The sequence below is a fragment of the Microbacterium sp. NPDC090014 genome, from assembly GCF_044748285.1.
In the GTDB taxonomy this organism is placed as follows: domain Bacteria; phylum Actinomycetota; class Actinomycetes; order Actinomycetales; family Microbacteriaceae; genus Microbacterium.
The window spans coordinates 1,353,488-1,374,953 of the sequence record NZ_JBIVFS010000001.1; the positions used below are offsets into that span (position 1 = coordinate 1,353,488).

Sequence of the window (21,466 nt, forward strand, 5' to 3'; positions counted from 1 at the left end):
CCGGACATGAGTGACCAGACACGGATCGCGCAGCTCGAGAAGGAGCACGTCGAACTCGTCCTGCGCCGCTTCGACCGCAGGGACGCATGGGAGCTGGGTCGCTCGATCGCAGAACGGGCATTGGCCGAGGGTCACCCGGTCGCGGTGGACGTGCGCACCCCGTCAGGGGTCCTCTTCCACGCATCTCTGCCGGGCGCGACGGCCGACAACGACGCATGGGCGGCGAAGAAGGCGGCGACCGCTCTCAGGTTCGAGACCAGCACTGCCCTGCTCGAAGCGCGCATCGAGAATGGCGGCCGGGACATGTACGAGCCGGGATGGCTCGATCCGGTCGTCTACGCGGTCGCGGGTGGGTCGGTGCCGATCCGCGTCGACGGTGTGGGTGTCGTCGCGGTCGCGACGGTGTCGGGACTTGCGTCATCGGACGACCACGACCTGGTCGTCGAGGGGATCGCAGGGCTGGGTCTGCTCACGGAGTAGCGGCGCGGATCTCGATCTCCGCGTATGGATAGTGGCAGTCGCCGGTCGCACCTGATCGCTCGCAATCGAGATCGGGTACGAGCATCAGCATCGGCGTCCCCGTGAGATCGGGCGGCACCTCGACCGACACCGAGGTCGCTCCGACCTCGAGACGTGAACCGGTGCGCAGATCGCCCTCGGGGGAGCGGATGATCACCTCGCCCGCCCAGAGCTCGTCGAGGCACTCGGGGGGATGCACTGACACGGAGACCGTCTGCCCGGCGGTGGCTGACAGCGGATCGACCGTCAACATCACAGCCACGCCATCACAGCTGAGAGGGCTCGCACGAGGGGCGTCGCTGACCGAACCGGCGCCAAGGGTCGTCTCCGCAGTCGACGCATCGTTCGCAGGCTGAGTTCCGCCGGAGGAGGGCGAGCAGCCAGTCAGCCCGACGCTGACCGTCGTCGCCGCGACCAGGATCCGCACAGCGCGCCGCATCGAGTTCTTCATGACTCAGAGTGTCGCGGGCCGAGGCATCGTCTCAGTAGTCCGGGTGCAACCGCAGCCGTGACGCGATCTGAGCGGCCTGCTCAGCCGGCGTCAGAGCGATGTCGATCTCGATGGCCCGCTCGTCCGCCTCCAGGGGCTCGAGCGTCGCGAACTGCGAGTCGAGCAGTGTGGCGGGCATGAAGTGCCCCTGGCGGCGCAGCATCCGCTCGAGGATCAGCTCGCGCTCGCCGGCGAAGTGCACGAACGTGACCGCATCCCGGCGAAGCACGTCGCGGTAGCTGCGTCGCAGGGCGGAGCAGGTCACGATGCCGGGCTCGCCGGCGTCGATGCGCTCATCGATCCACTCGGCGATGCGGTCGAGCCAGGGCCAGCGGTCCTCGTCGTTCAGAGCGTGGCCGGCAGCCATCTTGGCGACGTTCGCCTCGGGATGCAGGTCGTCGCCCTCTTCGAACGCCCAGCCGAGACGGCCGGCGAGCATCGCTGCCACGGTCGACTTTCCGGTGCTGGCGACGCCCATGAAGACGAGGACGGGTGCGTTGACGGACATCATGGCGCGTTCAGACGAACATGCTCAGGACGAGGACGCCGGCGAGACCGGTGACGGAGATGAGGCATTCGAGTACTGTCCATGACTTCAGAGTCTGCGGGATGCTGAGGCCGAAGTACTCCTTGATGAGCCAGAAACCCGCATCATTGACATGCGACAGGAACACCGAGCCCGAGCCGATCGCCAGCACCAGCAGCGCGACCATGGGGGAGTCGAGGGTCTCGGTGAGCGGCTGCAGGATGCCGGCGGCGGTGATCGTCGCGACGGTCGCGGATCCCGTGGCGATGCGGATGACCACGGCGACCAGCCACGCGAGGATCAGCACGGAGACGGACGACCCGGAGACGAACTGGGCGATCACGTTGCCGATGCCGGTGTCGACCAGCACCTGCTTGAATCCGCCACCCGCGCCGACGATCAGCAGGATGCCGGCGATCGGGCCGAGCGACGAGCCGACGATGTCGTTGATCTTCGTGCGGTCGAATCCGGCGCCGCGGCCGAGGATGAAGAATCCGGCGAGCACGGCGATGAGCAGGGCGATGACCGGCGTGCCGAGGAAGTCGAGCGCGACCTTCCACGGGGCGTCGGAGCCTGCGGCCGAGATGTCGGCGACGGCCTTGGCGAGCATGAGGAACACGGGGAGCAGGATGCTGAAGAGCGTCGCGCCGAACGACGGGCGGCGACGCTGCTCGATGCCCTCGTCCTCGTCCGTCACGAACAGCTCGGGGACCGGGACGTCGACCCAGCGCTCGGCGAAGCGGGCGAACAGCGGCCCAGAGATGATCACGGCGGGGATCGCGACGATCACACCGAAGGCGAGGGTGAGGCCGAGGTTGGCTCCGAGCGCGTCGATCGCGGCGAGCGGGCCCGGGTGCGGCGGCACGAGGCCGTGCATGGCCGAGAGGCCGGCGAGCGTCGGGATCGCGATGCGCATGAGTGGCGCCCCGGAGCGCCGTGCGACGAGGATGATGACCGGCACGAGGAGCACGAGGCCGACCTCGAAGAACATCGGGAGACCGATGACCGCACCGATGAGTCCCATGACCCACGGCAGCGACCGTGCGCTGGCACGGCTGACGAGCGTATCGACGATGCGGTCGGCACCACCCGAGTCGGCGAGGAGCTTTCCGTAGATGGCACCGAGGGCGATCAGGATTCCCACCCCGCCCATCGTGGTGCCGAATCCGGTCGAGAAGCTGGTGACCGATGCCGCGATGTCCATGCCGGCGATCGCGCCGGTGGCGAGCGCGCCGATGGTGAGCGACAGGAAGGGATGCAGCTTCACCCACGTGATGAGGACGATGATGATCGCGATCCCGAGCACTGCGGCGGTGATCAGCTGACCGGCGGGGCGGTCAGGGGCTGCCGTGTCGGCGACTGCCGTCATGAGCGCGTCGGCGGCGGGGGTGAAGAGTGCCATGAGCTTCCTTGATCCGGGCGTGGTTTACGACCTTATGCCGTACATAATAAGCACGCATACCACGTCATGCGCAACATAACCGAAACAATCGCCTGAGACGTCCCACGTCAACGACCCTGTGGCGGGCATACTCGACATATGACCGTCGCCGGCCCTGCAAGCCCTGTCCACGACTCGCTCGTCGCCGAGCTCGGTCGCGCGATCGTCGACGGCGAGCACCCCCCGGGCTCGCGGATGCTGACGGTGGAGCTCGCTCAGGAGCGGGGAGTGTCCCGCTCCGCCGCCCGTGAGGCGGTGCGGGTCCTCGAGTCCTTCGGTCTTGTCTGGGTGCGGCGGAAATCGGGTGTCGAGGTGCGGCCGCGCGCCGATTGGAACGTCTACGCGCCCGAGGTGATCGCGTGGCGACTCGCGGGCCCCGGTCGCGATGAGCAGCTTCGGGAGCTCAGCCAGCTCCGTTCCGTGATCGAACCGCTCGCTGCACGACTCGCTGCGGTGAACGCGACGTCGGAACAGAAGGTCGAGCTCGTCTCACTCGTCGTCGCGATGAGCGAGGAGGACCACGAGGCCGACCGAGAGCGCTACCTCAGCGCGGACATCAGGCTTCACCGTCTTCTGCTGGATTCGTCCGGCAATCGGATGCTCGCCGCTCTGGGCGGCATGGTCGAGGCAGTGCTCAGGGGGCGCACGGCGCATGACCTCATGCCGCACGTGGCCAATCAGAGCGCTGTGCAGTGGCATCGGGATGTCGCGTTCGCGGTTGCGGGCGGAGATGCCGATGCCGCCGCGTCAGCGATGCGGAGCATCGTCATGGAGGCCGACGAGGCGATGCAGCGCGCTGCCGAATAGCCGAAGAGCCGCATACTCAGCCGATATCTCGGTATACGTCGGCTTTCGCAGTATTCCGGAATCGTTCGCAGACCTACGATCGGATCGCGGAGAGTTTCGCGTTCTCGGGGGAGGCCGGCGATGGAGCAGGGGACAGGCGGACGTGCGCGCGGCGCGCGTCTTCCCCTGCACATGCTCGATCGTCCGCGGCTGACGGAGATCTTCGATCGAGGGCATGCCCTGACCGTCATCAGCGGCCCCGCCGGAGGTGGGAAGTCGGTTCTGCTGAGCCAGTGGGCGACGATGCAGGAAGAACGAGCGGCTGCTGCGGTGCGACTCGGGTTCGACGAGAGCGTCACGAACGAGCACCTCATGCTTCGCGAGATCCTGACCAAGGTCATCGTCCAGGACTTGATCGCTGATCGGAGCACCGCTCGCTCGGCGCTGCGTGGGTTCGACAGCGTCCGGGATCCGGGCGGCGAACTCGGGCGCCTGCTCGGCGACCTGAATCGACCGTGCGTCCTACTGATCGACAATGCGGAGCGGGCCGATGAGCGGTCGCTTCTCGGGCGGGCTCTCGATCTTCTCGACGCCGCACCGCTCCTGCGGATCGTCGTGGCGACGCGCCGCTCGACGGTGACGCGGACGCTGCAGATGCTCGCGTCCGCGGACGTGTGCGTCGTCGGACCCGCGCATCTCTTCTTCACGTGTGACGAGGCTCGGGCGGTGGTGGAACGCGTATCCGGTCAGGCGCTCCCCCCGCATCCGCTCGGTGAGGAGAGCGCACTGCCCCTCGCAGCCCGGGCGTTGGGCCTTGCTCTCGCGACCCATCGGGACCCGGTCGAGATCGCCGCCGTCGAGGTGCAAGGGCTCGCTGATGCTCTGATGGCCAGCCTGATCGGTCCGGATGCTCCGGCCGACTTCCAGGAGTTCCTGCTTCGGACTTCGGTGCCGGGGAGAGTGACGCGCGAGATCGTCCGGCGTCTCGGCTGGCCGGATGGCGGGGACGAGCACCTCGATCGGGCCGAGCTCTACGGACTGGGCATGTGGGAACCGGCGGATGACGGTCTCGGGTTCGTCTACACCCCGCTGCTGCGCGAAGCGCTCGCGCGCCGACTCGATCAGCGGCCACTCGACGCCGTGGCACCGATCCGCCGAACAGTCGCGCTGTGGGCTTCCGAGCACGGCCGCCATCTCGAGGCGCTGACCAACGCGATGAGAGCGAGGGACTACGTCCTCGCGGTGCGCCTCGGGCGCAAGTCCTGGTTCATCCTCTCCCGGTCGAGTCCGCGCGAAGTCGAGACGCTGCTGCGTCGCGAGAATCCTCTCGTGCTCGCGCGTCATCCGCTGCTCGGCATGCTGCTGGCTTTGGTCCTGCTGCGTCTCGGTCAACGGCTGCGCGCGTTCGCCTATTTCCAGGGCGCCGCGCTGTCACTCGGCCGCCGGGGCGTCGACGATGACCCCGTCGAGCGGTTCTGGATGCTCAGCGCGAAGGCGCTGGCCGAGCGGTTCGCCGGGCAGTTCCGGCGATCCGGGATGTCCGCCGATCTGGTTGTTCAGGTCTTCCACACGATGGATGCCGAGCAGCGTGCGGAGTGCACCGGATTCGCGGCGCTGCTGCTCAGCAACTGCGGGCTCAGCTTCTTTCAGCTGGGTCGGATCTCGGATGCCATCGAGGTCCTGGAGCTCGGCATGACGATTCAGGTCGCGCATACCGTCATGATCCTCGAAGACGGTGTCGGTCTGCGGATGCCCGATGACGACGGCGGCTGGTATCACTGCGCTGCGACTCTCGCCGGCGTATACGCCCTGCGGGGACGGCTGTCCGATGCGCGGCGGGTCCTCGACGAGATCGACGGCGTCGATCCGCCGCCCGCCTGGCGATCGGAGCAGTTCGGGATACTGGAGCAGATCGCCCACGCCGTCATCGCCGTCGCGGCGCTCGATCTCGACGAGGCCAGACGCCGTACGGATTCGATCGCACACCACCTGGGAACGACGGAGCTCTGGCCCTACCTCGTCTGCGTTCAGAGCGAGATCGAGGTGCGCGAGGGGCGCGCGGCCGAGGCATCGCTGGCCATCGCCCATTCGCTCGGACGGGGCGTGAACTCGGCGGTCTCCGACTACGGATCGTCCCGGCTGACTGTCGCGCAGGCGATGGCGTCGCTGGCGCTCGGCGACCAGACGGCGGCCCGACGGACTGCGGCAGGGCTCCCCGGCGATGATCCGGCTCGGCTCGCCGTCGAGGCGTTCGTCGCGCTCCTCACCGGTGACGACGCGCGTTCCTACGCCGCGGCCGAGGTCGCCCAGGCCGAACGCGACCCGGACCTCGACCGGCTCTGCCTCGCAGCCATCACGTCCTCAGCCGCGGCAGCACGGTTGGGCAGGCGTGAGGCGTCTGCCCGCGCGATGTCTCGCGCCGTCGCCGTGATGCGAGAGCAGCGCTCTCAGGCTCCGCTCGCGCTCTTCGCCGGTGACGTGCTGAGCGAGGTGCGCGAACTGTGCGCGCCGACCGAGCAGGAATTCCTCGACTCCTATCTCGCGCGCGCCTCGGACGGATGCCCGTTCCCGGCGCTGCCGCCCCCGGTCAGGCTCACGTCGAGAGAACTCGCGGTGATGCGAGAGCTGCGGACGACGTCGTCCACCGACGCGCTCGCCGCGGCACTCTTCGTCTCACCGAACACGGTGAAGGTCCAACGTCGCAGCGCGTATCGCAAGCTCGGTGCGTCGAACAGGGAGCAGGCTCTTCTGCGCGCCGCAGAGCTGGGGCTGCTCGAGGACTGAGCGACTGACCGGTCGATCGAGGCGCACCCCGAGTTCGGGTGACGCGCGGTGCGCCTCAGAGTCGGGAGCGTGGGAGGGGTGAACCTGGGGGTTCGTGCTCTCGTCGACCTGTGTTCACGATAGGTGCGGGCGCGTCGGGGTCGTGAGGGAGCGCATCGAACACGCGGTATTTCGCCCTGGAACTCACCCTGGCCGCGCCTCGACGCGATCTCGGACGCCTGGCCGCGACCCCATGCGCACCGGTGTTCATAGACTGGAGCGATGCGAGCGCTCACCGAAGCAGACGTCCGTGCCTCGTTCGTCAATGCGGATGCCGACGAGCTGCGGGTCATGGAGATGCCCCACGACTTCGTCCTGATCGACTGGGACTACCTGGACTTCTTCGCGTGGCGAGACCCGAGTGCGGGTCGGCGCGGCTACGTGCTCACTCAGCAGGACGGTGAGGTCTCGGGGTTCGTGCTGCGAGTCTCGGACCCCGGCCGAGGTCGTTCGGGCATGTGCAACATCTGCCACACCATGCAGCCGGGAAACCAGGTGGCGCTCTTCTCAGCACGGCTCGCAGGCGAGGCCGGTGAGCGGGGCGACTCCGTCGGCACCTACATGTGCGCCGATCTCTCCTGTCACGAGAACGTGAGACTCGCCCACCCGCTCGCCCCGAACGAGATCCTCGCCCCCGGACAGGTGGACGTCCGTCTCGACGGCACGAGGCGGCGAATGGAGGCCTTCGTGGGCCGCGTGAGGCAGCAGGCCTGATCACGGTTAGCCTGGTCGCATACGTCTGCGCTCGAAGGAGAAGCCATGAACGATGCCATCCTGTTCACCGTCGATGAGGGGCTGGCCCGGCTCACGCTGAACCGTCCGGCACGGCTGAATGCCTTCAACTCCGATCTGGCGCACGCGTGGCGCGACGCGACGGCCGAGGCGACGTCGCGCACGGATGTGAAGGCGATCCTGATCGATGCGGCGGGCCCCGCGTTCTGCGCCGGCGGTGATGTCATCGAGATGGCGACGACGATGGGATCGGGTGACGAGATAACGGCCCTGGCCGAAGTCATCAACGCCGGGATCCGGTCGCTGACCGAGTCTGCGGTGCCGGTCGTCGCCGCAGCCCACGGGACGACCGCCGGCGGCGGGCTCGGCATCCTGCTCAGCAGCGACTACGCCGTGGTCGGCTCACGCTCTCGGCTGGGCAGCCTCTATGCGAACATCGGGCTGACACCCGACCTGTCGGTCTCGGCTCAGCTCGCTCGAGCGGTCGGACAGCGCCGCGCGCTGCAGCTGGTGCTGCAGGACCGCCTCCTGACGGCCGCGGAAGCCGTGGAATGGGGCCTCGTCGCAGAGGCCGTCGACGGGGCCGACTCTGCGGACGAAGCCGGCCGGGTGAGGGCGCGTGCGGAAGAGATCGCCCGCTTCTGGCTCGCCGGTGCGGCTGAAGCGTACGGTCACGCGAAGCGCCTCGTCCGCTCTCAGCCCGAGCGGACGTTCGCCGAGCAGCTGAGCGAGGAGGCGCGCTCGATCGGCGCCTCCCTGGCGACCCCGGACGCTCAGGCCCGGATCGCCGCGTTCGCCGCGGCATCCGCACGCAAGGGCTGATTCCCGCAGGAGCCGGTTCGCCCCGATGTATCCACGGATCATGTCGAGGCTCCTGCCTCCGCGCCGGCGCATGCAAGGATGAACGCAACGCCGCTCAACGAGAGGAACGCGATGTCGCAGCCGGAGATCACCCAGCAGCCCCCCGCGCTGGTCGAGAAGAAGAACATGTCCCTTCTCATCAGAGGGGCGATCTGGATCGCCATCGGCGCACTCATCGCCGCGGCGCTCGTCTGCGTCGTCTGGGTTCTGATCGGTGATCAGGACGGGCTGATCGGGCGGGCATTCCTCACGATCCTCCTGCTCGCCGCGTTCGCAGGGATCGCGATCCTCGAGGCGGGACTCGCCCCCAACCGTCCCGACTGGCTCGCGCTGTCGAGCATGGTCAGCTGGATCGTGGCTCTGCTGGTCGGAGCGGTCAAGATCTGGCTGCCCGAGGACGACGCGTTCTTCACCGGTGCAGAGCGCTTCTTCCAGCTGCTGCTCGTGGTGGGAATCCTCCAGCTCGCCCTGCTGCATGTGAGGCTGTTCACTCCGGCCGCGCAGCGTCACGTGACGACGTTCACCCGCATCATCTACATCGCGACGATCGTGTTCCTCGGCGGCCTCGTGGCCATGCTGATCTTCTTCCTCACCTTCCCGCACACCTTCGACTACGGCGAGCTGTACTGGCGAATCGTCGTCGCACTCACGATCCTGGCCGCGGTCGGAACCACGCTGATCCCGCTGCTCAACGCCCTGTTCGCTCCTCGCAAGCCGGCCGGCGCTCGTGCCGCCGCCGCGGCGCAGAGTGTCGCAGCCGCTCCGGCATGGCCGACCTACGCAGACGGTGTGACGCCCCTGCCGGTGCTGCCCGACGGCTCGCCGGACTGGAATGCCTACTACACCGGCCACCCGTCGCCGCAGCCGCAGCAGGCGCTCCCTGTCGCTCCCGCGCCGCAGGGATTTCCCGTCGCGCCGTTCCCGACCGCGCCTGAGCCGTACTCGCAGGGCCCGGCGACGCCTCCGGCTCCGCCCGCGCCCGCGGCTCACGACGCCTATCCGCCGGCTCCCACTGCTCACGACGCCTACCCGCCGGCTCCGCCGCTGCCTCCCCAGTGAGCATCGAACTCGAACTGGCTGACCTCGCCCGCCGGATCGCACGCGAGGCGGGCGACCTGGCGCGGCGCCGTCGCGACGAGGGCGTGCACCTCGCCGCCACGAAGTCGACGCTGGCGGACATCGTCACCGATGCCGATCGCGAAGTCGAAGCGCTCGTCCGCGACCGGCTGAGGGTCGCTCGACCCGGCGACGGCTTCCTGGGCGAAGAGTCGGAGGCTGAACCCGGCGTGACCGGCATCACCTGGGTCGTCGATCCGATCGACGGCACGGTGAACTACGCCTACGGAATCCCCTCCTATGCCGTGAGCATCGCGGCAGTGAGGGGCAGCGCAGTCGCGGGGGAGTGGGAGGCGCTCGCCGCTGCCGTCTACGCGCCCGCAACCGCCGAGATGTTCACCGCCGCTCGAGGTCATGGCGCCTTCCTGGGCGACGTGCGGCTGTCGGTCACGACCGAGACGCCGGCGGGAGCGCTGCTCGCCACCGGATTCGGCTACGACCCCGCGACGCATGACGGCGACCTCGCGACCGTGCGCAGGATCATGCCGATCGCGAGAGACCTCCGCCGCGCAGGCTCTGCCGCCCTCGACCTCGCTTTCGTGGCCTCCGGGCGGCTGGACGGCTACTTCGAGCGCGGCCTGAAACCGTGGGATCACGCGGCAGGCGCGCTGCTGGTCACCGAGGCGGGGGGCGATGTCTCGCTGATCGACCGTGCCTCCGCGAGACCCATGCTCATCGCGGGTGGCACTGAGGTCCATCAGCGCGTCCTCGATATTCTTCGAGATGAAACGTGAACGATTCATGGCATTCACAGGTGGATCAGGCTAGGGTTTATCCGATCGTTACTTTCATCGGCCCGAATCGGTGAAGGTCGTAAGCGCCCCCGAGCTTGACGTTTGAACCCGAGAGAATCTGATTTGCCCTTCGAGAATCCCCAGGCTGCCTCTGCGCCCACGCGCCGCTCCAGCCGTCCCCGCACTGCGGCCTTCGAGGCCTCCGCGGCAGGAGTGACGGAAGCCGTCTCCGAAGCCGCGCCCGTCTCCGAGGCCACGGCCGTCCCCTCCGAGGCTCCCCTGTCTCGTCGTGCCGCCCGCCAGCGACTGAACACCGCAGAGGTCTTCATCGCCGCGACCGCGGTCGCGGCGGCGTCAGCAGCATCCGACTCCGCCGACGTCGTCGTGAGCGAGACCGCTGAGGCTCCCGCGGACGTCGCCGAGCCGATCGTCATCGAGCCGATCGTCGCCGAGCCGATTGCCATGCCCGCAGCAGCCGAGCACGATCAGCCCGACTCCGAGCGCGCGGACGACGCAAGCCACCGTTCGAGCGACGAGGATGCCTTCGAGACGGCTGCCCGTGCATTCCGTCGCGTGGCACCCGAGGCCGCGGCCGAGCCCGCTGAGGACCCGACGGAGGCCGCCGAGGCTGACGAGACTCCGGTCGAGCATGTCGTGCGCCGTCGTCCGTCTGCACGCAAGTTCCTCGCCGTCGGCGCGACCGTCGGCGTGATGAGCCTCGCCGGTCTCCTCGCCGTCGGCATGACCCTTCCTGCCGAAGCCGTCGCCGCAGTGCAGGGAACGCCGTCGCTCGCGGCGACGTCCCTCGTCGCTGCATCGGGTACGGCGTCGAAGGCTGCATCCGACGATGAGATCCAGGCGTTCGTCACGTCTTCCGACGTGCAGAACGAGCCGCTCGCGCGCTCCGACAGCTTCTCGAGCGTGTCTCTCATCCAGGTGGCATCGGAAGAGGGCATCAACTACTCGAACGAGGTCTTCACCAACGACGCCGAGGCTGCCATCCAGTGGCCGTTCAAGGTCGGCGTGGGTATGAGCTCGGGATACGGCATGCGCTGGGGTCGTCTGCACGAGGGAATCGACTTCGTCCCCGGTGAGGGAGCGCCCATCCAGGCGATCGCCGACGGCGTGGTGCGCATCGCCACCGAGCAGGGCGGCGCCTACGGCGTCACCGTGTACATCGACCACGTGATCGACGGACAGATCGTCACGAGCCACTACTCGCACATGCAGTACGGCTCGCTGCAGGTGAAGCCCGGGCAGACCGTGAAGGTCGGCGACGTCGTCGGCCACACCGGAAACACCGGTCGTTCCTACGGAGCGCACCTGCACTTCGAGATCATCATCAACGGCGGCACGATCGATCCGCTGCCGTGGTTGCGCGAGAACGCGGGTCGGACCTCGTACTGACACCTCGATTTCATGAGGACGCCACAGTGATGGTATTCTCGTGTGGTTGCCCCGCGAGGGGCAGCACGCCCCGATAGCTCAGTGGCAGAGCACTTCCATGGTAAGGAAGGGGTCGTCAGTTCAATCCTGACTCGGGGCTCACAGCGTTCGTATCTGCGATGCGGATGCGGTGTGGCAGGGTAGCTCAGCTGGTCAGAGCGCACGACTCATAATCGTGAGGTCGCGGGTTCAAGCCCCGCTCCTGCTACAGATGAAAACCCCCGGGATTCCCGGGGGTTTTTGCGTACCCGGGCTCACGATCGACCGACACGCACTCCGGGCACGATGTTCGCACGGTGCCCACCCGATCGGGTGAGGTTCGGCGTGCGCGATGTCAAGGGGATGCCGTGGCGAGGCCTGCGGCGGTCACACTGGTCGTCCAGTACCCGGACGATAGGAGCGACTCATGTCAGACCCCCAGGCAGCACCGGACGAAGGCGCCGAGATCGACGCGACCGGCGTGGACGCCGACTTCGTGACGAACGACCCGGACCCCGAGGTCGACCCCGCCACCCCGGGTGAGAGCCAGAAGGCCGACGGCGACAATGCGGATCACCCGGACGAGCTCGAGGTCGGCGACCTCCCCTGACCACGCACGAAGACGGGCCCGCTCCTCATCTGAGGAGCGGGCCCGTCTTCGTGAAAAGGTCAGCGACCGGCGGGCGGGATGTCGCGCCGACCGGCTGCGATGCGGTCCTCGTCGCCGGGAGCGGCGTCACTTCGACCGGAGCCGCCGCGCTGCTCCGCCTCGAGACGCTCCGCCTCCTCGCCGCTGATGGCCTCGCCCCGAGCGACGAGCCCCGCCTGATCCGACAGCGGGATCTGCTTGAGGAACAGCGAGAGCACCAGAGCGAGAGCGATGAAGGGCACCAGGTACCAGAAGACCGGTGCGAGGGCATCCGCGTAGGCCGTGACGATGCCGTCCCTGACCTCGTCCGGCAGCGAGTTCAGCGTCGCGGGGTCGATCGTCGACGCCGCCTGCGAGGCGGCATCCGGTGATGCTCCGGCGTCGGCGAAGACGCCGAGCAGGTTCTCGGTCAGGCGGGTGGTGAAGATCGTGCCGAAGACGGCGGTTCCGAGTGATGCACCCACTTCGCGGAAGTAGTTGTTCGTGCTCGTCGCTGTGCCGATCTCGCCGGCGGGGACGGCGTTCTGCACGACCAGCACGACGACCTGCATGATCAGGCCCAGACCGGCGCCGAACACGAAGAGGAAGGCGCAGATCAGCCAGATCGGCGTCTCGGCCGAGAGGGTGGTCATCGAGATCATCGCGATGCCCGTCAGGATCGTTCCGACGATCGGGTAGATCTTGTACTTCCCCGTCTTCGAGATCGCGATGCCCGAGAAGATCGACGTTCCGATCAGTCCCACCATCATCGGGATCATCAGCAGACCGGATGCGGCGGCCGACGTGCCCGACGACATCTGCAGGAACGTCGGGACGAACCCGATCGCCGCGAACATCCCGATGCCGAGCACGAGACCGATCGCGGTCGCGTTGACGAAGATCGGATTGCGGAAGAGGCTCAGCGGGATGATCGGGTCCTGCACCTTGGCCTCGGTGATGACGAATGCGGTCGCGGCCACGATGAGCCCGGCTCCCCAGGCCCATGTGGCGAGCGAATCCCAGCCGAACTCCTTGTCGCCGCCGAAGTCGGTGAAGAAGATCAGACAGGTCGTCGCTATCGAGAGGAAGATGACGCCGAAGATGTCGATCGGCTTCTGGGCCTTCTTGCTGGGCAGCTTCAACGCGACGAGGGCGATGATGAAGGCGGCGATTCCGACCGGGATGTTGATGTAGAACGCCCACTGCCAGGTGAGGTGGTCGACGAAGAACCCGCCGAGCAGGGGGCCGGCGACGGCCGACAGACCGAAGACGGCGCCCAGGGGACCCATGTACTTGCCGCGCTCGTTCGCGGGGACGATGTCGGCGATGATCGCCTGCGACAGGATCATCAGACCGCCGCCGCCGAGGCCCTGCAGTGCGCGGAAGATCACGAACATCCAGAAGTCGGTGGCGAAGGCGCAGCCGACGGACGCGAGCGTGAACAGCGCGATCGCGACGAGGAAGAGGTTGCGTCTGCCCAGGACGTCACCGAACTTGCCGTAGATGGGCATGACGATGGTGGTCGCGAGCAGATAGGCCGTGGTGATCCAGACCTGGTGGTCGACGCCGCCGAGCTGTCCGACGATGGTCGGCATGGCGGTTGAAACGATCGTCTGGTCGAGGCTCGAGAGCAGCATGCCCGCTATCAGGGCGCTGAAGATGATCCAGATGCGGCGCTTCGTGAGCAGGAAGGGCGCATCCTTGGTGGCGGTGGCGGACATTCAGTGGGCTTTCTGTGATGGTGCGAACACGGTGCGAGCGATCTCGAGGCGTCGGCTGACGAGGTCGCTGAAGGAGTCGGTCGAGTGGTGGTGCAGCAGCTGGTCCATGCACAGGCGCACCAGGGCGCCGACAGTGTGGACCATGACCTCGGCGCGCAGCGCGGCATCGTCGCCTCCACCGCTTCGCTGAACGACGAGCTCGCCGTCGCGCCTCTCGTTCTTCGCCAGCTGCTCGAATGCGGCCTTGAGCAGTCGAGGCTCCTGCTCGATCACCGCGAACAGGGCCGGTGCGTCGTCGAGGGGATTGAAGAGCTCGAATCGCGCGATCGTCAACCCGATGAAGTCGTCGAGCAGCTCGCCGTCCTGCGCGACGAAGGCGGCCTCGAGCGCTTCCTGTCGCGAGTCGATCGCGGCGAACCCGAAGACGGCGTTCTCCTTGCTCTCGAAGTAGTTGAAGAACGTACGCCGCGAGACGCCGACCGCAGAGCAGAGCTCCTCGACGGTGAAGCCGGCGAAACCGTGCTCGGTCGTCAGTCGGCGAGCCTCGTCGGTGAGTGCGCGGGACGTCTCCCTCTTGCGCTGCTCTCGCAATGAATCTGCACTCTCGCTCATGAAGTGCAATATTGCACTCTGAACCTAAGAGTGCACTGTGAGCTCCGTGCTCCGATCGTGTCGAATCCGTAATATTTACGAAACACTCCGTATCGTATCGTTGGGCCATGACATCCGACTCGACCGAGAAGCCCGGCCGCCCCACTGACGAGGACCTCACGCGACGGATCCTCACGACGGCCGGCGAGATGCTCGGGGGGCGCGGCTACCAGGCGCTGAGCGTCGAGCAGGTGGCCAAGGCCGTGGGCTGCGGCAAGACCGCGATCTACCGCCGATACGCGGACAAGGGCGCGCTCGTCGCCGCGGTGCTCCGATCGCAGGTCGAGATCGGGGCGATGCCCGACCGGGGCAGCGTCCGCGCTGATCTGCTCGAACACGTGCTGCAGAACCAGCGCAACCAGGAGCTGTCCCCGGAGCAGAGTCACGGACTCCGCGCGATGTTCGAGCCGGATGTCTTTCCCACCCTGTGGGACTCCTTCTTCCAGCACCGCCGTCGGCAGGGTGTCGAGATCATCGATCGCGCCATCTCCCGCGGCGAACTCCCGGAGGACGTCCACCACGACATCCTTCTCGACACGATCGCCGGGCTCACCCTGTACCGGCAGTCCGTCAAGCGCATCCACATCGATGAGCGCCACTACGTCGACATCATCGACGCTCTCGTCAGCACCCCGCCGCGTCGCATTGCAGACGCTGATGAACAGGCTTCCCCTTGACCACTGACACTCCACCCCTGACCGCATCCCTGCCGAAGGTGAGCGCCCGCGCCGTCGTCGGCTTCCTCGTCTTCTGCGAACTCGCGAGCGGATTCGTCCAGGGGTTCTACGCCCCTCTGCTTGGCGAGATCGCAGGACACCTCCAGGTGTCGGACGCCGACATCACCTGGTTCCTCACGGTCCAGACTCTGGCGGCCGCAGTCTGCGTGCCGCTGCTCTCGAAGCTCGGAGACATCTTCGGGCATCGCCGGATGCTGCGGATCGCCGTGGTCGCGGTGCTGATCGGCACCCTCGTCACCGCGTTCCTGCCGAGCTATCCGCTGGTGCTCGCCGCCCGCATCCTCGTCGGGCCGCTCGCCGTCTGGCTCCCGCTCGAGATCGCTCTCGTGCACAACCGCATCAAGGGCGAAACCGCGCGGACCTCGATCGGTCTGCTCGTGTCCTGCCTGACGGGTGGCGCGATTCTCGGCACGATCTCGGCGGGCGTGTTCTCGTCCGTGCTGCCCTCGCTGACCCTCACCCTGCTCGTGCCCGTGGTGTTCGTCGCGGTCAGCGTCTACGCGGTGTTCTTCAAAGTCCCCGAATCCACGTCGCGCACCGGTGCGAAGATCGACGTCCTCGGATTCATCGGCATCGGTCTCGCGATGGTCGTGCTGCTCTTCGGCCTGCGTCTCGCGTCCAGCGAGGGTTTCGGTTCGATGTCGACCATCGTCACCCTGGTCGCGGCGGTCGTGATCTTCGCGTCGTGGGTGCTGTGGGAGCTGCGCGTGGCTTCTCCGGCCATCGATGTGCGGCTGATCGTCTCGCCCCGGCTCGGACCTGTCTACCTGACCGCATTCCTGTTCGGCATGGTCATGTTCGGCGCGCAGGCGCCGTCGACGACGTTCCTCACCGCCGACCCTGACGTCTCGGGCTACGGCTTCGCTGCGACGGCCGGCACAGCGTCGGCCGTGACGGCGGTCGTGACGATCCTCGCGACGGTCGGCGCCGCCACCTTCGCGCCGATCGCTCGCAGAATCGGCATCCGCGCGGTCCTGGTCACCGGTGCGGTCCTGGCGGCATCCGGATCGCTCATCCAGATCGCGTTCCACGAGGAGCTGTGGCAGATCTTCATGATCTCGGCGATCAACGGGATCGGCATGGGCTTCCTCCTCGGAGCTCTCCCCGCGCTCGTCGCCGAACTGGCCCCGAGCGATTCGACCGGGATCGCGGCCGGGGTCTACAACTCGCTGCGCACCCTCGGAGGGTCGGCTGCCGGCGCGGTGTTCGCCGTGCTGCTCGCGGGCTTCACCGCATCCGGATCCCTCAGCTCGTCGATCGGCGGTTACATCACCATCTGGAGCGTCTGCGCCGGCGCGTTCATCATCTCCGCCCTCGCGCTCGCATTCATGCGGATGCCGCGCCTCACCGACCCCTCCGCACGAAAGGCCCACTCGTGAGCGCCCCCGATTTCGCGGCCGATGCCGTCGCGATCCTGCCCGACCTGGTCGCCCTGCGACGAGCTCTGCACGCCGACCCCGAGCTCGGACTCGACCTGCCGCGCACGCAGCAGAAGGTTCTCGACGCGCTCGAAGGACTGCCCCTCGAGATCACCACCGGCACGCGCACCACCTCGGTCGTGGCGGTTCTGCGCGGAGGGCGGCCGGGGCCTGCGGTGCTGCTGCGCGGTGACATGGACGCCCTGCCGATCGAGGAGACGACCGGTCTGGAGTTCGCCTCCACCAACGGCACCATGCACGCGTGCGGGCACGACCTGCACACCGCGGGCCTCGTGGGCGCGGCGAGGCTTCTCTCGGAGAGACGCGACGAGCTGCACGGCTCGGTGATCTTCATGTTCCAGCCGGGGGAGGAGGGACACGGGGGCGCGAAGGTCATGATCGAGGAGGGGCTGCTCGACGCGGCCGGTGAACGTCCGGTCGCCGCGTACGCGATCCATGTCGCACCGGGTCCGCGCGGCCTCTTCGCGACGAGGAGCGGAGCGGTGGCCGCCGGATCCAACCAGCTCTTCGTCACGGTCGACGGCAGGGGAGGGCACGGTTCGCAGCCTCATCAGACGCTCGATCCGGTGCCCGCCGCGGCCGAGATCGTGCTGGCGCTCCAGAGCTTCGTGACACGGCGATTCGATGCCTTCGATCCCGTGGTGCTGTCGGTGACCCGGCTCTCGACGGGCGAGGGAGCGGTCAACGTCATCCCCGAGCAGGTCGAGCTCGCTGCGACCGTCCGCAACATGTCGCCCGCGTCGCTCGCGACCCTCCAGGAGGGGCTGCCTCGGGTGATCGAGGGGGTGGCGGCCGCGCACGGCCTCACCGCCGACGTGCGCTTCGACACGATGTATCCGGTGACCGTGAACGACCCCGCAGAGACGGCCGAGACCGTCGACGTGCTGCAGGGTGTCTTCGGCGAGCAGCGCGTCGTCATCATGCCGACGCCGATGATGGGATCAGAGGACTTCGCCTTCGTCCTCGACGAGGTGCCCGGCACGTTCATCGCGCTGATGACCTCGTCGCCCGACGCGGACCCGAGCACGATCGAGTGGAACCACTCGCCGAGGGTGCTGTTCGACGACGCGGTGCTCGGCGACCAGGCTGCGGCGCTGGCATCCGTCGCATTCGCCCGCACGGCTCGCTGACGTCCCCTCTCAGCGGAGGCCGCTCCCCGTCGGGGAGCGGCCTCCGTCATGAATGACGACCAATTTGTGACGAATCGTTCGTAGCATCCGTCTTAGTGGTGTCGCTGCACTGCGGCCCTCCCCGCAGGGGATCGGAACACACTGACGAAGGAGCACATGATGGCGAACGTCTCGAACGCACAGCAGCCCAAGGTCCAGGTCGCCCCGGCAGGTTCGACCGTCGCCTCGACGGGTGCGACGATCATCGAGAACGGCGTGGTCGCGAAGATCGCGGGAATCGCGGCTCGCGAGGTTCCCGGTGTGTACGCGCTCGGTGGCGGGGCCGCTCGCGCCGTCGGAGCCATCCGTGATGCTCTCAACTCCACCGACCTGACCCAGGGTGTCAGCGTCGAGGTGGGCGAGACGCAGGTCGCGGTCGACGTGACGATCGTCGCCGAGTACCCGGCGTCGTTGCAGAAGGTCGCGGACGATGTCCGCGCGGCGATCTCCGTCGCGATGAGCGAGTTCGTCGGCAAGCAGGCGGTCGAGGTCAACGTCACCATCAACGACGTCCACATCCCCTCCGATGACACGTCGGACGACGGCGGCGTCGCCGCCGACGACGCCGTGGAGACGCGTGTCCTGTGATCCATCGAGATGCGAACGAGTGATCGGATCAGCATCTCGTGACCTCGTGATCGGGTCGATGATCCGATCCGATCACGGGTCCGCTCCGAATCTATTCGGGGGAATGGAAAAGGGAGTCGACGCATGGCTGGGGAACGCTTTCGCTCTGCACTCGAGCAGGCCGACGACCGGATCGTCGCCGGTCGGGCGATGGATGGGGACGTCGCCGCATTCGCGGTGCTGGTGCGCAGGTACACGCCGATGATGCGCGCGTACACGCAGCGGATGCTGAACGCCTCGGCCGATGTCGACGACATCGTCCAGGAGACGTTCGTGACCGCATGGCAGCGGTTCTCCGAACTCGACGACCCCGCGAAGGTCAAGAGCTGGCTGATGCGCATCGTGAGCCGCAAGGCGGTGGACCGCATCCGCGCACTGCGACCGATGATCGACGTCGACGACGCGGAGCAGGCCGCGCCGCCGCAGGGTGCTCCGGCGCGCGTCGTCGAGGCCCGCGCGGGGATCGAGGCGCTGGGGGCGGCGTTGCAGGAGCTGCCGGCCGCCCAGCGAGAGTGCTGGGTGCTCAGGGAGATGGGCGGGTACTCGTACGACGAGATCGCCGCCGAGCTCGACATATCGGTGTCGACGGCCCGTGGACTTCTCGCCAGAGCCCGCAAATTCATGATCGTGCGAATGGAGGCCTGGCGATGAGCGATGATCAGGCGACCCCCGACGTCCGTCAGCTCGGTCTCGAACCGGGCGATCTCGACGGGCACACGCTCGAAGAGCTGAGCGACTATCTCGAAGCCGGGAGGGTTCCCCTCGACCCGTCGATCGAGGGCTCGCCGGGATGCCAGCTCGCGCTCGACGCACTCGAACGGCTGCACGGCCTCGGCGGTCAGCTGATCGACGCCGATGCCGCCGCCATGCCCGAGGTCGATGACAGCTGGGTCGATCGCATCCTCTCGGGCATCGCCCTGGACGCCCGCGCCGGGCGTCGGATCCCGTTCGCAGAGACCGACCCCGCGGTCGACTTCGGAATCACCGAGGGTGCCGTCCGGGGCCTCATCCGCTCGGCGGAGAACGCTGTGCCCGGCATTCTGGTCGGCCGGTCGACACTCGACGGCGACGTCACCGCCGTGGGCGAGCCGATCCGCATCGCGATCGAGGTCAACGCCGTCTACGGCGAGTCGATCCCGCAGGCGGTGGACCGGCTCCGCGAAGAGGTCGCCGAGCGTCTGCGGCGGCAGACGTCCCTCACGGTGACCGCGATCGACGTCACCGTGCGGGACATCCAGAGAATCAGCAGCGCGGCGGAGGAGACACCATGAGCGTTACCGATCCCACGGGACTCGCTGAGAGGATCGAGGCGGCCGTGCTGGCCACGCCGGGTGTGCGCAGCGTCTACCGGGCGGGCTCACTGGTGTCGAATCTCGTCGGAGAAGGTGCGGTCGCGATCGGCATCAGCCGGGTCGACGAGCCGCTCGTGGCGGTTCGCGTCGCCGACGAGGGCGTCGTGGTCGAGGCATCGCTCGGCATCGAGTACTCGGCGAGTGCCGTCGAGCTGCTGCAGGACGTCCGCGGGGCCTTGGGGAAGGTCCTGGCGGAGGACGGGCTGGGGCCCGTCGAGATCGTGCTCACGATCGCGTATGTCCATCCTCGGGAGGCATCGTCGGACTGAGTCCGCGTGAGCGCGCTGAGGCGCCGGTCCTGGGTGAGGATCGGCGCCTCCTGGTGGGGCGGTCGGCCTGATGCCGAACGGCGGATCAGGCGATGGCGCGCAGACCCTCGACGAGAGGCGTCGTGGGGCGGCCGATGAGGCGCGCGAGCGTGCCGTCCGACTCGGAGAGCGCGCCCGACGCGATGCCGGCATCCAGAGCGACGACGAAGCCCGCCGTGCCCTCGTCGAGACCGGCCGCCTGGAGTCCGGCGAGCTGCTCGTCGGCCGTGAGCGGCTGATAGGTCACGTCGCGGCCGGAGACCTCCGCGATCGCGGCTGCGAGCTCGGTGTAGTCCCACGCGACGTCGCCGCCGAGTTCATACACCTGCCCGATGTGACCGTCTTCGAGCAACACGACGGCTGCGGCCTCGGCGAAGTCCTTGCGGCTGGCCGACGCGACGCGGCCGTCGCCGGCTCCGGAGGCGAGCACTCCGGTCTCGGCTGCACGGGCGAGGTCAGCGGCGTAGTTCTCGGTGTACCAGTTGTTGCGCAGGATGACTGCCGGGAGACCGGACGCCGTGATGAGCTCCTCGGTGGCCTTGTGTTCGGGGGCGAGCACGAGATCGCTCGTCGTGGCCTTCGGAGCGCTGGTGTAGACGAACTTCGTGACACCGGCGGACCGGGCGGCGTCGATGACCGCCTGGTGCTGCGCGACGCGCTGCCCGACCTCGGAACCCGAGATCAGCAGGACGCTGTCCACGCCCTCGAGGGCGGAGGTGACGGAGGAGGGGTCGGTGTAGTCGAGCCGCGCGACCCGCACGCCGAGATCCTCGGCCTTCGCGACATCGCGGGCGCCGGCGATGATCGACTGCGGGTCGGCGCCGCGCTCGAGGAGGCTGGCGATGACGAGGCGTCCGAGGTTGCCGGTCGCACCGGTGACGAGGATGGTCATGGGGTGTCCTTTCGTAGGTGACAGAGGCGATAACCTGGCCACCGTGTCGGAACATTCCATACTGCGGGTACCCACTTTGAAGTAAGGTACCTACATGACGGTTAGTTATGCACAGATCCGTGAGTCGACTCCGCAGATCTTCGAGCCGGGATGCAGCACCCGCGTCATCCTCGACCACGTGATGAGCAAGTGGGGCGTGCTCGTGCTCTCGTCCCTCTCCGACGGCACCCATCGCTGGGGCGAACTGCGCCGCGAGGTCGGCGGCATCAGCGAGAAGATGCTCGCCTCGACCCTGCGAACCCTCGCCGACGACGGGCTGGTGCGTCGGGAGTCCTTCCCGACGGTGCCTCCGCACGTCGAGTACAGCCTGACTCCTCTCGGGCGGGATCTCATGGGGCGGATGCTGCCGCTCGTCGAGTGGGTCGCCGACCACGCCGACGGAATGATCGTTCGTGACTCACTCGACTGATTCCGTCGCTCAGTTGCGCA

General features: G+C 67.8%; 23 protein-coding genes and 2 tRNA genes. 19 read left to right on the forward strand and 6 right to left on the reverse strand.

Features of this window, described 5'->3' with window-relative positions:
• Nucleotides 1-6: 6 nt before the first annotated feature.
• Nucleotides 7-480 carry a heme-binding protein gene (locus tag ACIPV5_RS06400; RefSeq protein ID WP_400340391.1) on the forward strand — a complete coding sequence of 158 codons (474 nt, stop codon included), beginning with the start codon at nt 7-9 and terminating at the stop codon, nt 478-480.
• Here the strand turns inward: ACIPV5_RS06400 and ACIPV5_RS06405 are convergent.
• Genes ACIPV5_RS06405 through ACIPV5_RS06415 form a run of 3 tightly spaced genes read right to left on the reverse strand, consistent with a single transcriptional unit; the run spans nt 470 to nt 2,937 of the window.
• Nucleotides 470-970 carry a hypothetical protein gene (locus ACIPV5_RS06405; protein ID WP_400340393.1) on the reverse strand — a complete coding sequence of 167 codons (501 nt, stop codon included), beginning with the start codon at nt 968-970 and terminating at the stop codon, nt 470-472. The two genes, ACIPV5_RS06400 and ACIPV5_RS06405, sit on opposite strands and share 11 nt — an antisense overlap.
• Nucleotides 971-1,001: 31 nt before the next feature.
• Nucleotides 1,002-1,517, reverse strand: coding sequence for a gluconokinase (locus ACIPV5_RS06410; RefSeq protein WP_372984381.1), 516 nt, complete (start codon nt 1,515-1,517; stop codon nt 1,002-1,004).
• Between the two features lie 10 nt (nt 1,518-1,527).
• A complete protein-coding gene (locus ACIPV5_RS06415) occupies nt 1,528-2,937 on the reverse strand; it encodes a GntP family permease (RefSeq protein ID WP_372984322.1) in 1,410 nt (469 codons plus the stop codon).
• A 138-nt stretch (nt 2,938-3,075) separates the two neighbouring features.
• Between ACIPV5_RS06415 and ACIPV5_RS06420 the strand changes: the two genes are divergently transcribed.
• The 10 genes from ACIPV5_RS06420 (at nt 3,076) to ACIPV5_RS06465 (ending at nt 12,063) form a co-directional block, all read left to right on the forward strand.
• On the forward strand, nt 3,076-3,783 hold the full coding sequence (locus ACIPV5_RS06420) for a FadR/GntR family transcriptional regulator (RefSeq protein ID WP_400340394.1): 708 nt from the start codon (nt 3,076-3,078) through the stop codon (nt 3,781-3,783).
• Nucleotides 3,784-3,903: 120 nt separating this feature from the next.
• Nucleotides 3,904-6,546, forward strand: coding sequence for a LuxR C-terminal-related transcriptional regulator (locus tag ACIPV5_RS06425; RefSeq protein ID WP_400340396.1), 2,643 nt, complete (start codon nt 3,904-3,906; stop codon nt 6,544-6,546).
• 261 nt (nt 6,547-6,807) lie between these two features.
• Entirely contained in the window at nt 6,808-7,299 is a 492-nt protein-coding gene (locus ACIPV5_RS06430; RefSeq protein ID WP_372984325.1) for an FBP domain-containing protein, read from the forward strand.
• A 45-nt stretch (nt 7,300-7,344) separates the two neighbouring features.
• Nucleotides 7,345-8,139 carry an enoyl-CoA hydratase/isomerase family protein gene (locus tag ACIPV5_RS06435; protein WP_056277204.1) on the forward strand — a complete coding sequence of 265 codons (795 nt, stop codon included), beginning with the start codon at nt 7,345-7,347 and terminating at the stop codon, nt 8,137-8,139.
• A 78-nt stretch (nt 8,140-8,217) separates the two neighbouring features.
• Complete coding sequence (locus tag ACIPV5_RS06440; RefSeq protein WP_157538099.1) at nt 8,218-9,237, forward strand: hypothetical protein; 1,020 nt, start codon at nt 8,218-8,220, stop codon at nt 9,235-9,237.
• A complete protein-coding gene (locus tag ACIPV5_RS06445; RefSeq protein ID WP_053098924.1) occupies nt 9,234-10,028 on the forward strand; it encodes an inositol monophosphatase family protein in 795 nt (264 codons plus the stop codon). The genes ACIPV5_RS06440 and ACIPV5_RS06445 overlap by 4 nt, the downstream gene beginning before the upstream one ends.
• A 123-nt stretch (nt 10,029-10,151) precedes the next feature.
• Nucleotides 10,152-11,435, forward strand: coding sequence for a peptidoglycan DD-metalloendopeptidase family protein (locus ACIPV5_RS06450; protein ID WP_400340399.1), 1,284 nt, complete (start codon nt 10,152-10,154; stop codon nt 11,433-11,435).
• A gap of 67 nt (nt 11,436-11,502) precedes the next feature.
• A tRNA-Thr gene (locus tag ACIPV5_RS06455) sits at nt 11,503-11,574 on the forward strand.
• 34 nt (nt 11,575-11,608) lie between these two features.
• Nucleotides 11,609-11,682: transfer RNA gene (locus ACIPV5_RS06460), tRNA-Met, on the forward strand.
• 198 nt (nt 11,683-11,880) lie between these two features.
• A complete protein-coding gene (locus ACIPV5_RS06465; protein ID WP_053098926.1) occupies nt 11,881-12,063 on the forward strand; it encodes a hypothetical protein in 183 nt (60 codons plus the stop codon).
• Between the two features lie 59 nt (nt 12,064-12,122).
• Here ACIPV5_RS06465 and ACIPV5_RS06470 read toward each other — a convergent pair whose 3' ends face one another.
• A complete protein-coding gene (locus ACIPV5_RS06470) occupies nt 12,123-13,802 on the reverse strand; it encodes an MDR family MFS transporter (RefSeq protein WP_187250040.1) in 1,680 nt (559 codons plus the stop codon).
• The gene (locus ACIPV5_RS06475) at nt 13,803-14,414 is read right to left on the reverse strand and encodes a TetR/AcrR family transcriptional regulator (RefSeq protein WP_285364993.1); all 612 of its coding nucleotides are present in this window, start codon (nt 14,412-14,414) and stop codon (nt 13,803-13,805) included. It abuts the gene before it with no gap.
• Nucleotides 14,415-14,521: 107 nt separating this feature from the next.
• Here ACIPV5_RS06475 and ACIPV5_RS06480 point away from each other — a divergent pair, with 107 nt between their 5' ends.
• The 7 genes from ACIPV5_RS06480 to ACIPV5_RS06510 all read left to right on the forward strand — a co-directional run bounded on the left by ACIPV5_RS06480 (nt 14,522) and on the right by ACIPV5_RS06510 (nt 20,046).
• Complete coding sequence (locus ACIPV5_RS06480; RefSeq protein ID WP_400340402.1) at nt 14,522-15,130, forward strand: TetR/AcrR family transcriptional regulator; 609 nt, start codon at nt 14,522-14,524, stop codon at nt 15,128-15,130.
• Entirely contained in the window at nt 15,127-16,569 is a 1,443-nt protein-coding gene (locus tag ACIPV5_RS06485; RefSeq protein WP_400340404.1) for an MFS transporter, read from the forward strand. The genes ACIPV5_RS06480 and ACIPV5_RS06485 overlap by 4 nt, the downstream gene beginning before the upstream one ends.
• Nucleotides 16,566-17,759: a M20 family metallopeptidase gene (locus ACIPV5_RS06490; protein WP_400340406.1), complete on the forward strand. Its 1,194-nt coding sequence runs from the start codon at nt 16,566-16,568 to the stop codon at nt 17,757-17,759. The genes ACIPV5_RS06485 and ACIPV5_RS06490 overlap by 4 nt, the downstream gene beginning before the upstream one ends.
• A gap of 159 nt (nt 17,760-17,918) precedes the next feature.
• Entirely contained in the window at nt 17,919-18,386 is a 468-nt protein-coding gene (locus ACIPV5_RS06495) for an Asp23/Gls24 family envelope stress response protein (protein WP_400340408.1), read from the forward strand.
• 123 nt (nt 18,387-18,509) lie between these two features.
• Nucleotides 18,510-19,076: an RNA polymerase sigma factor gene (locus ACIPV5_RS06500; RefSeq protein ID WP_400340410.1), complete on the forward strand. Its 567-nt coding sequence runs from the start codon at nt 18,510-18,512 to the stop codon at nt 19,074-19,076.
• Nucleotides 19,073-19,696, forward strand: coding sequence for an Asp23/Gls24 family envelope stress response protein (locus tag ACIPV5_RS06505; RefSeq protein ID WP_053098932.1), 624 nt, complete (start codon nt 19,073-19,075; stop codon nt 19,694-19,696). Before ACIPV5_RS06500 ends, ACIPV5_RS06505 begins: the two co-directional genes overlap by 4 nt.
• Nucleotides 19,693-20,046 carry a hypothetical protein gene (locus ACIPV5_RS06510; protein WP_187250043.1) on the forward strand — a complete coding sequence of 118 codons (354 nt, stop codon included), beginning with the start codon at nt 19,693-19,695 and terminating at the stop codon, nt 20,044-20,046. Before ACIPV5_RS06505 ends, ACIPV5_RS06510 begins: the two co-directional genes overlap by 4 nt.
• A gap of 85 nt (nt 20,047-20,131) precedes the next feature.
• On the opposite strand, the gene ACIPV5_RS06515 is transcribed toward ACIPV5_RS06510, so the two are convergent.
• Nucleotides 20,132-20,977, reverse strand: a complete 846-nt coding sequence (locus tag ACIPV5_RS06515; RefSeq protein WP_320491044.1) for an SDR family oxidoreductase — start codon at nt 20,975-20,977, stop codon at nt 20,132-20,134.
• Between the two features lie 94 nt (nt 20,978-21,071).
• On the opposite strand from ACIPV5_RS06515, the gene ACIPV5_RS06520 reads away from it, so the two are divergent.
• A complete protein-coding gene (locus ACIPV5_RS06520) occupies nt 21,072-21,446 on the forward strand; it encodes a helix-turn-helix domain-containing protein (protein WP_053098935.1) in 375 nt (124 codons plus the stop codon).
• Nucleotides 21,447-21,466 lie beyond the last annotated feature (20 nt).

Coding starts and splice junctions, on each gene's coding strand:
- ACIPV5_RS06430 (WP_372984325.1), top strand. CDS start 6,808: ATGCGAGCGCTCACCGAAGCAGACGTCCGTGCCTCGTTCGTCAATGCG.
- ACIPV5_RS06515 (WP_320491044.1), bottom strand. CDS start 20,977: ATGACCATCCTCGTCACCGGTGCGACCGGCAACCTCGGACGCCTCGTC.
- ACIPV5_RS06410 (WP_372984381.1), bottom strand. CDS start 1,517: ATGTCCGTCAACGCACCCGTCCTCGTCTTCATGGGCGTCGCCAGCACC.
- ACIPV5_RS06480 (WP_400340402.1), top strand. CDS start 14,522: ATGACATCCGACTCGACCGAGAAGCCCGGCCGCCCCACTGACGAGGAC.
- ACIPV5_RS06505 (WP_053098932.1), top strand. CDS start 19,073: ATGAGCGATGATCAGGCGACCCCCGACGTCCGTCAGCTCGGTCTCGAA.
- ACIPV5_RS06440 (WP_157538099.1), top strand. CDS start 8,218: ATGAACGCAACGCCGCTCAACGAGAGGAACGCGATGTCGCAGCCGGAG.
- ACIPV5_RS06465 (WP_053098926.1), top strand. CDS start 11,881: ATGTCAGACCCCCAGGCAGCACCGGACGAAGGCGCCGAGATCGACGCG.
- ACIPV5_RS06510 (WP_187250043.1), top strand. CDS start 19,693: ATGAGCGTTACCGATCCCACGGGACTCGCTGAGAGGATCGAGGCGGCC.
- ACIPV5_RS06495 (WP_400340408.1), top strand. CDS start 17,919: ATGGCGAACGTCTCGAACGCACAGCAGCCCAAGGTCCAGGTCGCCCCG.
- ACIPV5_RS06500 (WP_400340410.1), top strand. CDS start 18,510: ATGGCTGGGGAACGCTTTCGCTCTGCACTCGAGCAGGCCGACGACCGG.
- ACIPV5_RS06470 (WP_187250040.1), bottom strand. CDS start 13,802: ATGTCCGCCACCGCCACCAAGGATGCGCCCTTCCTGCTCACGAAGCGC.
- ACIPV5_RS06475 (WP_285364993.1), bottom strand. CDS start 14,414: ATGAGCGAGAGTGCAGATTCATTGCGAGAGCAGCGCAAGAGGGAGACG.
- ACIPV5_RS06520 (WP_053098935.1), top strand. CDS start 21,072: ATGACGGTTAGTTATGCACAGATCCGTGAGTCGACTCCGCAGATCTTC.
- ACIPV5_RS06420 (WP_400340394.1), top strand. CDS start 3,076: ATGACCGTCGCCGGCCCTGCAAGCCCTGTCCACGACTCGCTCGTCGCC.
- ACIPV5_RS06435 (WP_056277204.1), top strand. CDS start 7,345: ATGAACGATGCCATCCTGTTCACCGTCGATGAGGGGCTGGCCCGGCTC.
- ACIPV5_RS06425 (WP_400340396.1), top strand. CDS start 3,904: ATGGAGCAGGGGACAGGCGGACGTGCGCGCGGCGCGCGTCTTCCCCTG.
- ACIPV5_RS06400 (WP_400340391.1), top strand. CDS start 7: ATGAGTGACCAGACACGGATCGCGCAGCTCGAGAAGGAGCACGTCGAA.
- ACIPV5_RS06405 (WP_400340393.1), bottom strand. CDS start 970: ATGAAGAACTCGATGCGGCGCGCTGTGCGGATCCTGGTCGCGGCGACG.
- ACIPV5_RS06415 (WP_372984322.1), bottom strand. CDS start 2,937: ATGGCACTCTTCACCCCCGCCGCCGACGCGCTCATGACGGCAGTCGCC.